Here is a 12,969-nt window from a genome sequence, read left to right as displayed (position 1 = left end):
CTCCTCGTCGCGTCTTCAGTTGCCGGTGGTCTCGCCGCGCCCGGCGTGCCGGACCCCGGCCTTGATCAGGCTGGCCTTCGCCGCCGCGACGACCCGCTCGGCGGTGATGCCGAACTGCAGGAACAGCGTCTTGTAGTCGGCGGACGCGCCGAAGTGCTCCAGGCTGACCGACTCCCCGCTGTCGCCGACGTAGGTGCGCCAGCCGAGGGCGATCCCGGCCTCCACCGACACGCGGGCGTGCACGCCGGGCGGCAGGACCTCCTGCCGGTAGGCGTCGGACTGCTCCTCGAACCACTCGACGCACGGCATCGACACCACGCGGGTCGGCGTGCCCTCGGCCTGCAGCGCCGTCCGCGCCTCCAGGGCGAGCGCGACCTCGCTGCCGGTCGCGATGAGGATCACGTCGGGCCGGCCGCCGTCGGCGTCCGCCAGCACGTAGCCGCCCTTGGCGACGCCCTCCGCGGACGCCAGTTCGCCGCCGCGCTCCAGCGTCGGCAGCTTCTGCCGGGTCAGCGCCAGGCCGGCCGGGCGGTCGGTGTGCCGCAGGATGGTCCGCCAGGCGACCGCGGTCTCGTTGGCGTCCGCCGGCCGGACGACGTCCAGCCCGGGGATCGCGCGCAGCGACCACAGGTGCTCGACCGGCTGGTGCGTCGGGCCGTCCTCGCCGAGGCCGATCGAGTCGTGCGTCCACACGAACGTGACCGGCAGCTTCATCAGCGCCGCCAGCCGGACGGCCGGGCGCATGTAGTCGCTGAAGACCAGGAACGTGCCGCCGTACGGGCGGGTGCCGCCGTGCAGGGCGATGCCGTTGCAGATCGCGCCCATCGCGTGCTCGCGGACGCCGAAGTGCAGCGTGCGGCCGTAGCGGTGGCCGGGGAACTCCTTGGTCTGGAATTCCTCGGGGACGAACGACGGCTCGCCCTTCATCGTCGTGTTGTTGCTGTCGGCCAGGTCCGCCGAGCCGCCCCACAGCTCGGGCAGCACCGGCGCCAGCGCCGCGAGGACGTCACCGGACGCCTTGCGGGTCGCGACGTCGGAGCCCGCCTCGAACTCGGGCAGCGCGTCCTCCCAGCCGGACGGCAGCTCGCGGGCCGCGATCCGGTCGTACTCGGCCGCCCGCTCGGGGTTCGCCTCGCGCCACGTGTCGAACGAGCCGTTCCACGAGGCGTGGTCGGCGCGGCCGCGCTCGGTCACCGCGCGGGCGTGGTCCAGGACGTCCTCCGGCACGTGGAACGACTCGGCCGGGTCCATGCCGAGGATTCGCTTGGTCGCGGCCACCTCGTCCGCGCCGAGCGCGGAGCCGTGGATCTTGCCGGTGTTCTTCTTGTTCGGCGCCGGCCAGCCGATGATCGTCCGCAGCGCGATGAACGACGGGCGGGACGTCTCGGCCCGCGCCGCCGCGTACGCCTCGGCCAGCGCGGCGACGTTCTCCTCGTAGTCGCCGTTCTCCGTCCAGTCGACGCGGTGGACGTCCCAGCCGTAGGCGGCGTAGCGGGTCTGGACGTCCTCCGACAGCGCGATCGCGGTGTCGTCCTCGATGGAGATGTGGTTGTCGTCGTAGAGCACGACCAGGTTGCCGAGCTTCTGGTGGCCCGCCAGCGCGCTCGCCTCGTGGCTGATGCCCTCCTGGACGTCGCCGTCGGAGGCGAACACCCAGACGTTGTGGTCGAAGGGGGACTCGCCCTCCGGCGCGTCGGGGTCGAACAGGCCGCGCTCGCGGCGGGCCGCCATCGCCATGCCGACCGCGTTCGCGAGGCCCTGCCCGAGCGGGCCCGTGGTCGTCTCCACGCCTGCCGTGTGCCCGTGCTCGGGGTGGCCGGGGGTGAGGCTGCCCCACTTGCGCAGCGCCTTCAGGTCGTCCAGCGTCATCGGGTAGCCCGACAGGTAGAGCTGGATGTAGAGGGTCAGGCTGGAGTGCCCGCAGGAGAGCACGAACCTGTCCCGGCCCGGCCAGTGCGGGTCCGTCGGGTCGTGCCGCAGGAACCGCTGGAACAGAAGGTAGGCGGCGGGCGCGAGGCTCATCGCCGTTCCTGGGTGCCCGGAGCCGGCTTCCTCGACCGCGTCCATGGCGAGCGCGCGGACGACGTCCACCGCCCGCCGATCCTGGTCGGACCACTCAAACGTGCTGTTGTCCCTGCTCACGGAACGCCAGGCTCCTCTCGAACCGGTAGTACTGAACAATCTGTGGTGCCGCGCGCCCGGCGCGCGGCACATCGTCCGCCGCGCCCGCCCGCGGCGCGGCCCTGTCTCCCGCCGCCGCTCGGCGGCGCTTTCCGCGGCCGGCGAGGCCGCGCCGCGCCCGCAGCGAGCCTATCGCGGGGGAGGGCCGCCGCAGGCTGGCGCGAAACGCGACCGCCGGGGCCGCGCGTCCGGCCGCCGCGGCCCGGCCAGGGGGGTCCCGGCCGGCGGGGGCCGTGCCGCTCATGCACCCTTGCCCGTAGGCATTCGGGACTAACCCCCCGGACGGGTGATCCAGCGGGTGATCCGGTGACCCGGTGCACGGCTCCGGGAGGGGTCGGACTACAGTGATTGCGCGGTTGACGACACGGCCGCGGCAGCATGACGCAAGCCGAAGTTGCACCACGCCGAGGCCGGCCCGGAACGCGGGGGCGCCGCCGAGGTGGTACGCGATTTCTCATTCCTAGCCAACGTGGACCCGATTGTGACGGTGCTCAGTAACAAGCGCGGGGTCGAGGCCGAGCTCGACGACCTCGGAGACCTCGGCGGCGAGGGTCCGGGGGCGCCGCCGGCGGCCCTCGTGCCGGTGCCCGCGGCGCAGGCGGACGCTCCTCCCAGGACGATCGGCGCGAGCGTGCGGGCCTATGTCGCGCTGACCAAGCCGCGCGTCATCGAGCTGCTCCTGATCACCACCATCCCGGTGATGTTCCTGGCGGCCGGGGGAGTGCCCCCGCTGTCCACGGTGCTGCTGACGCTGGCGTTCGGGACCATGTCCGCCGGCGCCGCCAACGCGATCAACTGCTACATCGACCGCGACATCGACGCCAAGATGCGCCGCACCCGGCGGCGCCCGCTGGCCCGCCACCAGGTCACCCCCGCCCGCGCGCTGGTCTTCGGGATCACGCTGGCGGTGCTGTCCACGGCGGGGTTCCTGCTCGCCGTCAACCCGGTCGCCGCGGCCGGGTCGCTGTTCGCGATCCTGTTCTACGTCTTCGTCTACTCGCTGCTGCTCAAGCGGCGCACGTCGCAGAACGTGGTGTGGGGCGGCATCGCCGGGTGCATGCCCGTCCTCATCGGCTGGGCCGCGGTCACCGGCGGGCTCGCCTGGACCCCGCTCGTCCTGTTCGGCGTCGTGTTCCTGTGGACGCCGCCGCACACGTGGACGCTCGCGATGCGCTACCGCGAGGACTACGCGGTCGCCAAGGTCCCGATGCTGCCGGTCGTCGCCGGGGAGCGGCGCGTCGTCACCGAGAGCCTCGTCTACACGTACGCGACCGTGGCCTGCTCGCTGCTGCTGTGGCCGGTCGCGGGCATGGGCCCGGTCTACGGCGCCGTCGCGGTCGTCCTCGGCATGGTCTTCGTCGCCGAGGGGCACCGGCTGCTGAGGGCCGTGCGCGCCGGGGTGACCGGCGTCCATCTCCGGCCGATGCGGTTCTTCCACCTCTCCAACGTCTACCTGGCGCTGCTCTTCACCGCGGTGGCCGTCGACCCGCTGCTGTTCTGACGGCGGCGCGCCCGGACGGCGGCACCGCACGTAAGGTGATCATCCCGCCGGCGGCGGCTTAGCACTTCGCGCTACCGGCCGTTACGCTTCGCGGCATGGCGCGTGTGGACCCCAAGGCGGTGCTGGAGGGGCGGATCCCGGGCAGGCCCCCGGTCGCCCTCATCGTCGGCATGACCGTGTCGGGGCTGTGCGCCGCGATCGCGCTCGGCATCACCGCCCTCTACGGGGGGCCGGGATTCTGGGTCGGCGCGCTGCTCGCGATCGTCCCGATCCCGATGCTGATCGCGCTCGCCCTCACGCTGGACCGGCTGGAGCCCGAACCGCCCCGCGCCCTGGCGTTCTCGTTCATGTGGGGCGCGGGCGTCGCCGTGCTCGGCGCGCTCGTGCTCAACACCGCCGGGCTGCTGTACGTCACCGTCCCGATCTTCGGTGAGAGCGAGGGCCACTTCGTCAGCGCCACGTTCGGCGCGCCCGTCATCGAGGAGACGCTGAAGGGCGCCGCCCTGTTCGTCATGCTCTGGGTCCGCCGCAACGAGATCGACGGCTTCGCCGACGGGATCGTCTACGCCGCCATGGTCGGCCTCGGCTTCGCGATGATGGAGAACATCACCTACTACATGCGGGCGTACGAGGAGGGCGGCACGGAGCAGCTCGGGGCCGTGTTCATCCTGCGCGGCCTGATCATGCCGCTGAGCCATCCGCTGTTCACCGCGATGACCGGCCTCGGCGTCGCCTACGCCGCCACGCACCGGCGCGGCCAGCTCGTCGCGCCGCTCGCCGGGCTGCTGGGCGCGATCGTCCTGCACGGTCTGTGGAACGGCGCGGCCACGCTCGGCGGGCTCGGCGGCCTCGCCGTCGTCTACGCGCTGGACTTCTGCATCCTGGTCGCCCTGGTCGCCATCGTCTTCATCGAGCGCCGGAGCACCGTGCGCCGCATCGAGACCTACCTGCCGACGTACGCCGCGACGGGGCTGGTGACGCAGCAGGACATCCGGATGCTGCGCTCCCTCCCGGCGCGCCGCGCCGCCCGCCGCTGGGCCCGCCTCGTCGGCGGTCCGGCGGCCGGGCAGGCCATGGCGGACTACCAGCTCGCGGCGACGGAGCTGGTGCTGCTGCACAAGCGCGCCGACCGCGGCGTCGCCGACCCGAACTGGTTCGTCACCCGCCGCGACGCGCTGCTCAGCCTGATGGGCCTGTCGCGGCAGGCGTTCCTGCGCACCCAGGCGGGCGCCAGGGCGCGGCGGGCCGGGGTCCCGCCGTGGGCCGGGCAGGGCCGGTCCGGGTTCCTGCCGCCCCGGCCACCGGATCCTCCCGGCCCGCACGGGAGGTGACCGGGGGCCGGATCACGGCCACCCGGACCCGGCCATACGATTGGTGCCGTGGCAGAGCGATCGTCGTCGAACCTCCCGTCCCGGATGTGGAACGCCGTGTGGCGCCCGACCCCCGGGTCGCTGCGCCTGATCGCGCTGCTCGGCGTCATCGGCAACGTGCTGATCGTCGTCAGCGGCGGCGCCGTCCGCGTCACCAAGTCCGGGCTCGGCTGCCCCGACTGGCCGCGGTGCTCCGGCGACAGCCTCGTCCCCACGCACAACCCCGAGCACCACGTGCTGAACATGTCGATCGAGTTCGGCAACCGGCTGGTGACCTTCGTCGTGCTGGCCGCCGGGCTGCTGGTGTTCATCGCGGCGCTGCGGCTGCGGCCCCGCCGCCGGGAGCTCGTCTGGTGGGCGCTGGCGCAGCCGATGAGCGTCGTCGCGCAGGCGGTCATCGGCGGGATCGTGGTGCTGACGAAGCTGCACCCGACGGCCGTGTCCCTGCACTTCCTCGTGTCGCCCGCGCTGCTGGTCTTCTGCGTGGCCCTGTGGATCCGCGCCGGCGAGGGCGACGCCCCGCCCCGGCCGCTCGCGGGCCCGTGGACGCGCCGCCTCACCGCCGCGCTCCTGGTGTCGTGCGCCGCCGTCCTCGTCGCCGGGACCGTCGTCACCGGTACCGGCCCCCACGCGGGGGACGCCGACTCCCGCCGGTACGGCTTCGACATCACCGACGTCGCCCGCGTCCACAGCACGCTGGCCTGGGTGACCACCGCCCTGACCGTGCTCGTCATCATCGCCCTGTACCGGACGGGCGCCCCTGCGGCCGCCCGCCGCCGCGCGCACGAGCTGGCCGCGCTCATCGTCTTCCAGGGCGTCGTGGGCTACGTCCAGTACTTCCTCGGCGTCCCCGAGGGCCTGGTGCTGCTGCACATGCTCGGGTCGGTGCTGATGTGGATCGCGGCCATCCGCCTGTTCTTCGCCCTCCGCGACCGCGGTGAGGTCCCCACCGCCGCGCCGCCCGCCGCCGAGGCGCCCTCCGCCCAGAGCAAGAGCGAGAGCCCTCAGCCCGCGTAACGGGCCCGGGGAGCGAGTCGAACTCTCGCCGGTGCCGGGTCAGGTCTTCCGGAGGAAGGCGCGGAGGCGGTCCAGCGGCCAGGTGTTGACGACGTCGTCGGGCGTCAGCCAGCCGCGCTGCGCGGTGCCGACGCCGTAGCGGATGTTGCGGTGGTGCCCGACGGAGTGGGCGTCGGTGTCGACGGAGAACCTCACCCCGTACCGCTTGGCGCGGCGGATCAGGTCGGCGGGCAGGTCCAGCCGGTCGGGGAACGAGTCGACCTCCATGGCGGTGCCGGTGCGGGCCGCGCAGCGGAACACCTCGTCCCAGTCGGCGTCGACGGGCGAGCGGCGGCCGATGCTGCGGGCGGTCGGGTGGCCGATCACGTGGACGTGCGGGTTCTCGCAGGCGCGGACGAGGCGCCGGGTCATGGCGTCCCGGTCCTGGGTGAAGTGCGAGTGGACCGAGGCGACGCAGATGTCGAAGCCGGACAGGAAGTCGGCGTCCCAGTCGACACCGCCGTCCGGGTCGATGTTCAGCTCGGTGCCGTGGAGCAGCGTCATGCCGGGGTACTCGGCCTGCAGTTCGGCGACCCTCTGCCGCTGGGCGAGCATCTTCTCGTCCGTCATCCGCTGCATGAACAGGTTCGGCGCGTGGTCGGTGATCGCGTAGTACTCCAGGCCGCGGGCGTGCGCGGCGGCGACCATGTCCTCCAGGGAGGCGATGCCGTCGGTGAGGTCGGTGTGGCTGTGCAGGTCGCCGCGCAGGTCCTCGACGGTGACCAGCCGGGGCAGCTCGTCCGCCAGGGCCGCCTCGATCTCGCCGGTGTCCTCGCGGAGCGCCGGGTGGATCCAGGGGAGGCCGAGCCGCTCGTAGACCTCCTCCTCGGTCCCGGACGCGATCAGCTCGTTCGACTCGGCGTGGAACAGCCCGTACTCCGACAGCTTGAGGCCCGCCTTCACGGCGATCTCCCGGGTGCGGATGTTGTGCGCCTGCGACCCGGTGAAGTACTGCAGCGCGGCGCCCCACGACTCGGGCGGGACGACGCGCAGGTCGACCTGGAGGCCCTTGGCGGTGCGGATCGAGGTCTTCTTCTCGCCGCCGGCGATGATCTCGGCGACGAGCGGCAGCGCGGTGAACGCCGCCATGACCGGCCGCGGGTCGCGGGACGCCGCGAGGACGTCCACGTCGCCGATCGTCTCCCGCATCCGGCGCAGGGAGCCCGCGTGCTCGCAGCGCTCCACCTCCGGCAGCGCGGACAGCGCCGCGACCATCTCGTCGGCCACACTGGCGGCGGCGTCGACGAGCACCCGCTCGCCGGAGCTGCGCAGCAGCTCGATGCCGTGGAGGATGTTCTCCTCCGTCTTCGGGCCGAAGCCCTTGAGGCCGCGCAGGCGGCCCTCGCGGATCGCGATGGACAGCTCGTCCACCGAGGAGACTCCCAGCTCCTCGTAGAGGGCGAGGGCCTTCTTCGGGCCGAGGGTCGGGATGGCCGTCAGCGCCCTGACCCCGGCCGGGATCTGGGTGCGCAGCTCCTCCACCTGCCGGATGGTGCCGGTGGTGGTGTAGTCGAGCACCTTCTTGGCGATCGCCTCGCCCACCGTGGGGATCTTGCGCAGGCCGGCCAGGTCGAGGCCGGAGATGTCGTCGGGATGCCCGGCGATGGCCCGCGCGGCCTTCTCGTACGCCCTGATCTTGAAGGCGTCGCCCCCGGTGATCGAGAGGAGGTCGGCCAGTTCCTGGATGAGGTCAGCGGCCTCGTCGTTCGCGCGTGCCATGCCCCGAGTCTAGGAGCCGGCACCGACGTTTCCCGTGCCCGCCGGGCCCCGCCCCGGAGGTCAGCGCAGCGGCGCGAGCGGGCCGCCCGGATTGTCCATCCGGCCGCGCAGCACCTCGTCGGCGATCGCGGACACCTCGTCCTGGGCCAGCCGCCGGTAGCCGTCGGCGGTCACCACCGCGATCGTCGGGTAGATGCGCCTTGACTGATCGGGTCCGCCGGTGGCGGAGTCGTCGTCGGCCGCGTCGTAGAGGGCGTGCACGCAGACGGTCGCGGCGTCCTCCTCGGAGAGGTCGCGCCGGTAGAGCTTCTTCAGCGCGCCCGTCGCGTAGGGGGAGCCGGAGCCGTCCGCGTGGAAGTCGCGGGCCTCCTGCGGGGCGCCGGTGATGTCGTAGGTGTAGATCCGGCCTTCGCCGGCGTCGGGGTCGTACCCGGCGAACAGCGGGACGACCGCGAGCCCCTGCAGCGCCTGGGCGAGGTTGGCCTGGACGACGGCGCCGAGGCGGCGGGCCTTGCCCGGAAGCGACAGCGGGACCGTCTCCATCTTCTCGTAGTGCTCCAGCTCCACCTGGAACAGCCGGACCATCTCCAGCGCGAGCCCGACCGTCCCGGCGAACGCGACCGCGGAGTACTCGTCGCCGCGCTGCACCTTGTCCAGGTCGCGGTAAGCGATGCGGTTGCCCTGGGTGGCGCGCCGGTCGCCGGCCATCATGACGCCGCCCGGGAACGTCAGCGCCAGGACGGTGGTGCCGTGCGGCAGCTCGGGGACGTCCCCCTCCGGCACCCGGTTGACGGGCAGCAGCTCCGGGGAGTGGAGGCGCAGGAGGTCCACGAACGACGCGGGCCCCGCCTCGAAGAACTCGGGCGGTATCCCCTGGTCCTGGCTCCGACCGATCACGGCGGCTCCTCTCCGTTCCGTCGTGCTGACGATCTCGCGGTCCGATCCTTCCACGCTGCCACACAGACCTGCCACTCACACGCCACCGCTAGGCCTCCGGGGCCTCCGGCGGATTCCGCTGCCCGCGGGTCACGCCCACGCAGGCGGCGACGACGCAGCAGACGGCGACCCACTGGCGGAAGGTGAGGAACTCGCCGAGCAGGAGCATCCCCACCAGCGCGGCGGCCGCGGGCTCCAGGCTCATCAGGATCCCGAACACGCGGGCGGGCATGCGCCGCAGCGCCTCCAGCTCCAGCGAGTACGGGATGACCGACGACAGCAGGCCGACGCCCACGCCGATCAGCAGCAGCTCGGGGTCCAGCATGGCGGCCCCGGCGGACGCCGCCCCCGCGGGCAGCACGACCGCCGTCCCGACGATGCTGGCGAACGCGAGGCCGGTGGTCCCGGAGAACCGCTTGCCGGTGGCGGCGGTGAGCAGGATGTAGGCGGCCCAGCACACCCCGGCCAGCAGCGCGAACGCGACGCCGACGGGGTCCAGGCCCTCGGTGCCGCCTCTGGCCAGCAGCACGACGCCCGCCCCCGCCAGCACGACCCACAGCGCGTCCCGCGGGCGCCGCGACGCCACGATGGCCACCGTGAGCGGTCCGAGGAACTCGATCGTGACCGCCGCGCCGAGCGGGATCCGCGCGAACGACTGGTAGATGGACACGTTCATCAGCGCGAGCGCCAGCCCGAAGCACGCCGCGATGGCGAGGCTGGACCTGGAGTGGTCGCGCAGCACCGTCCGGAGCGCCTTGCGCGCCAGGAAGCCCAGCACGATCGCGGACGTCAGCAGCCGCATCGACACGACGGCGCTCGGCGGCAGCCGGTCGAACAGGTGCTTGGCGAGCCCGGCGCCGACTTGGACGGAGATGATGCCGAGCACGACCAGCGCGGGCGGCGGCACCGAGCCCAGCGACAGGATCCGGGCGCGCCACGACGGGGCGGACGCCCCGCCGAGCGGCTCGGGCGTATCAGCGAGCGCCATCGGCTACTCCCACCGGAAGAACCGGGCCGCGAGCGCGAGCCCCGCGACCGCCCAGACCGCGAGGACGAGCACGGGGCCGGCCGGGAGCGCCGCGCCGTCGCGCAGGACGTCGCGCAACCCCTCGGCCAGCGCGGAGATCGGCAGCAGCTCCAGAGCGTCCCGGACCGGGGCCGGGAACTCGTCCAGCGGGAAGACGACCCCGCCGACCGCCAGCAGCAGGACGTAGACGAGGTTCGCGCCGGCGAGGGTCGCCTCCGCGCGCAGCGTCCCGGCCATGAGCAGCCCGAACCCGCTGAACGCGGCCGTGCCGAGCAGCAGCAGGACGACCACCGAGAAGGGGTCGCCGTGCGGCTCCCAGCCGAGCGCCAGCGCCACCGCGCAGATCACTGCGGCCTGCAGCGCCTCGACCGCGACCACGGTGAGGGTCTTGGCGGCGATGAGCCCGGCACGCGGCAGCGGCGTCGCGCCGAGCCGCTTGAGCACGCCGTAGCGCCGCTCGAAGCCGGTGCCGATGGCCTGCCCGGTGAACGCGGTCGACATCACCGCGAGGGCGAGGATGCCGGGGGTGAGGAAGTCGACGCGTGGCCCGTCGCCGAGGTCGAGCAGGGACGTGGCGCCGAACAGGACGAGCAGCACCACGGGGATGATCAGCGTCAGCAGAAGCTGCTCGCCGTTGCGGAGCATCGTGCGCAGCTCGTAGCGCGTCTGCGCCAGGATCATCCGCGGCAGCGGCACGGCGGCGGGTGCCGGGGTGAGGTCCAGCGGCGCCGCCTTCGGGGGGGCGGCCTCGTGCGGGGTGGTCACGGGCGCAGCTCCCGTCCGGTCAGCTCCAGGAAGACGTCCTCCAGCGTGCGGCGCTCGATGCGCAGATCCTCCGTCATGACGCCGTGCGAGGCGCACCAGGCGGTGACGGTGGCCAGCAGCTCGGGGCGGACGTCCGCCTCGATCAGGTAGTGCCCCGCGGGCGACTCCTTCGCGGCGCACCCGGCGGGCAGCGCCGACAGCAGCTCCTCCAGGCCGAGGCCGGGCCGGGCGCGGAAGCGCAGCTGCCGCTCAGCGCCGGTCAGCTCCTCGGGCGCGCCCTCGGCGACGACCTTGCCGTGGTCGACGATGACGACGCGGTCGGAGAGGCGCTCGGCCTCCTCCATGTTGTGCGTGGTGAGGACGACCGACACCCCGGCGGCCCGGAGCTCCCCGATGAGCTCCCAGGTCGAGCGCCTGGCCTGCGGGTCGAGCCCGGTGGTGGGCTCGTCCAGGAAGACGAGCTCGGGCCGCCCGACCACGGCGACGGCCAGCGAGAGCCGCTGCTGCTGCCCGCCCGACATGCGGCGGAACGGGGTGCGGGCGTGCCCGGACAGGCCGAGCCGCTCCAGCAGGGCGCGCGGGTCGAGCGGCGCCGCGTGGAACGAGGCGACGAGGTCGAGGAACTCCCCGGCGCGGGCCGTCGCCGGCACGCCCCCCGACTGCGGCATCACGCCCACCTTCGGCTTCAACGCCCGCCCGTCCGCGGCCGGGTCGAGGCCGAGGACGCGGACGGTGCCCGAGTCGGCCCGCCGGAACCCCTCGCAGATCTCGATCGTGGTGGTCTTGCCGGCGCCGTTGGGGCCGAGCAGCGCGGTGACGGCGCCCCGGGCGGCGCTGAGCGACAGGCCGTCCACGGCCGTGACCGCGCCGTAGCGCTTGACGAGCGAGTCCAGCTCGACGGCGCCGCCTCCGGGGGGTGTCATGCCGACGAGTTTAGATCTGGGGCCTGACCGGTTCGTTCGGGGTCCCGCCGGTGCGCCGCGTGAAGATCGGGTAAAGCCGCCCGGTACCGGGCCCGGCCGCGCCGGTCCGCCGCACACGGCGCGGTACGCGGCAGTTTCGTTCGCGCGGGCCGGGGGAGGTCACCGCCTGTCGCCGGTGGTCCGCGCCGAGCCGGGGCTTCGCGGCACCGCGGCCGCGCCGAGGAGGTGGGGATGCCGTTTCACGTCGATTCGGAGGTCGGGCGGCTGCGGGGCGTCCTGCTGCACCGGCCGGAGCTGTCGCTGAAGCGCCTCACCCCGTCCAACGCCGCCGGCCTGCTGTTCGACGACGTGCTGTGGGTGCGGCGGGCCGTGGAGGAGCACGAGGAGTTCGAGGACGTCCTGCGCTCCGAGGGCGTGCGGACGTACCTGCTGATCGACCTGCTCAGGGAGACGGTCGAGATCCCCGAGGCGCGCAAGCACATCCTCGACGCGGTCGTCGACCCGCACTTCTACGGGCCCCTGGCGACCGACGCCATCCGCAACTGCTTCGACGCGATGGATCTGGACGAGCTGTCGTCGTACCTCGTCGGCGGGATCACCAAGCGCGAGATGCTGGAGCGGATGCAGGCGCCGGCGTCCATCGCGTTCCACTCGATCGGGCCGGACGGGTTCATCCTCCCGCCGCTGCCCAACCACCTGTTCACCCGCGACCCGTCCTGCTGGATCTACGACGGCGTCTCCATCAACGCCATGCGCAAGAAGGCGCGGATGCGCGAGACGGTGAACATGGAGGCCGTCTACCGCTGGCACCCGATGTTCGCGGGCGGCTACGACGCCCCCGAGGCGGGCGGCTACCACGTGTGGAACCGCGGTACCCGGATGGCCCCGGCGACGCTGGAAGGCGGCGACGTCCTGGTCATCGGCAACGGCGCGGTCCTGGTCGGGATGAGCGAGCGGACGCAGCCGCAGGCGGTCGAGATGCTCGCGCAGTCGCTGTTCGCCGCCGGCTCCTGCTCCCGGATCGTCGCGCTCCGGATGCCGCAGAAACGGGCGTTCATGCATCTGGACACCGTGATGACGATGGTCGACCACGGCGTGTTCACCACCTACGCGGGCCTGGGGCTCCTGCCGTCCCACACCGTCGAGCCCGGCGACACCGAGAAGGAACTGAAGATCACCGACCACCCCCCGGAGGACATGTACAAGGCGATCGCCGCCGCCCTCGGCGTCGACGACGTGAAGGTCCTCACCCCCACGCAGGACGTGTTCGCCGCCGAGCGCGAGCAGTGGGACGACGGCAACAACGTGCTGGCCCTGGCGCCGGGCGTGGTCGTCGCCTACGAGCGCAACGCGACGAGCAACAACCACCTGACCGCGAACGGGATCGACGTCATCACGATCCGCGGCAGCGAGCTGGGGCGGGGACGCGGCGGACCGCGCTGCATGACCTGCCCGATCGAACGGGACGCCTGAGGGCACCGCCCCGGGAGG

The 12,969-nt window shown here is 73.2% G+C and carries 10 protein-coding genes; 4 read left to right on the top strand and 6 right to left on the bottom strand.

Annotated features, from left to right (window positions below):
- Positions 1-15 precede the first annotated feature (15 nt).
- A complete protein-coding gene (gene tkt, locus E1266_RS08490; protein ID WP_243718301.1) occupies positions 16-2,067 on the bottom strand; it encodes a transketolase in 2,052 nt (683 codons plus the stop codon).
- Between the two features lie 691 nt (positions 2,068-2,758).
- Here tkt and E1266_RS08480 point away from each other — a divergent pair.
- The 3 genes from E1266_RS08480 (at position 2,759) to E1266_RS08470 (ending at position 6,069) form a co-directional block, all read left to right on the top strand.
- A complete protein-coding gene (locus tag E1266_RS08480) occupies positions 2,759-3,682 on the top strand; it encodes a heme o synthase (RefSeq protein WP_132045591.1) in 924 nt (307 codons plus the stop codon).
- 95 nt (positions 3,683-3,777) lie between these two features.
- Complete coding sequence (locus E1266_RS08475) at positions 3,778-5,013, top strand: PrsW family intramembrane metalloprotease (RefSeq protein WP_132045519.1); 1,236 nt, start codon at positions 3,778-3,780, stop codon at positions 5,011-5,013.
- Positions 5,014-5,061: 48 nt separating this feature from the next.
- Positions 5,062-6,069, top strand: coding sequence for a COX15/CtaA family protein (locus E1266_RS08470; protein WP_243718295.1), 1,008 nt, complete (start codon positions 5,062-5,064; stop codon positions 6,067-6,069).
- A 39-nt stretch (positions 6,070-6,108) separates the two neighbouring features.
- Here E1266_RS08470 and polX read toward each other — a convergent pair whose 3' ends face one another.
- The 5 genes from polX to E1266_RS08445 form a co-directional block, all read right to left on the bottom strand.
- Positions 6,109-7,827 (bottom strand): DNA polymerase/3'-5' exonuclease PolX, encoded by a 1,719-nt coding sequence (gene polX, locus E1266_RS08465; RefSeq protein WP_132045517.1) that lies wholly within the window; start codon positions 7,825-7,827, stop codon positions 6,109-6,111.
- 60 nt (positions 7,828-7,887) lie between these two features.
- Positions 7,888-8,724, bottom strand: coding sequence for a proteasome subunit beta (prcB, locus tag E1266_RS08460; protein ID WP_132045515.1), 837 nt, complete (start codon positions 8,722-8,724; stop codon positions 7,888-7,890).
- 88 nt (positions 8,725-8,812) lie between these two features.
- Positions 8,813-9,751, bottom strand: coding sequence for an EamA family transporter (locus E1266_RS08455; RefSeq protein ID WP_132045513.1), 939 nt, complete (start codon positions 9,749-9,751; stop codon positions 8,813-8,815).
- A 3-nt stretch (positions 9,752-9,754) separates the two neighbouring features.
- Positions 9,755-10,471 carry an ABC transporter permease gene (locus E1266_RS08450; protein ID WP_132045587.1) on the bottom strand — a complete coding sequence of 239 codons (717 nt, stop codon included), beginning with the start codon at positions 10,469-10,471 and terminating at the stop codon, positions 9,755-9,757.
- 80 nt (positions 10,472-10,551) lie between these two features.
- A complete protein-coding gene (locus E1266_RS08445; protein WP_132045511.1) occupies positions 10,552-11,478 on the bottom strand; it encodes an ABC transporter ATP-binding protein in 927 nt (308 codons plus the stop codon).
- 231 nt (positions 11,479-11,709) lie between these two features.
- On the opposite strand from E1266_RS08445, the gene E1266_RS08440 reads away from it, so the two are divergent.
- On the top strand, positions 11,710-12,951 hold the full coding sequence (locus E1266_RS08440; RefSeq protein ID WP_132045509.1) for an arginine deiminase: 1,242 nt from the start codon (positions 11,710-11,712) through the stop codon (positions 12,949-12,951).
- Positions 12,952-12,969: the final 18 nt, after the last annotated feature.

Source organism: Actinomadura sp. 7K534 (assembly GCF_004348575.1).
Lineage (GTDB): Bacteria > Actinomycetota > Actinomycetes > Streptosporangiales > Streptosporangiaceae > Spirillospora > Spirillospora livida.
This window is presented reverse-complemented; position numbering and strand designations above follow the sequence as displayed.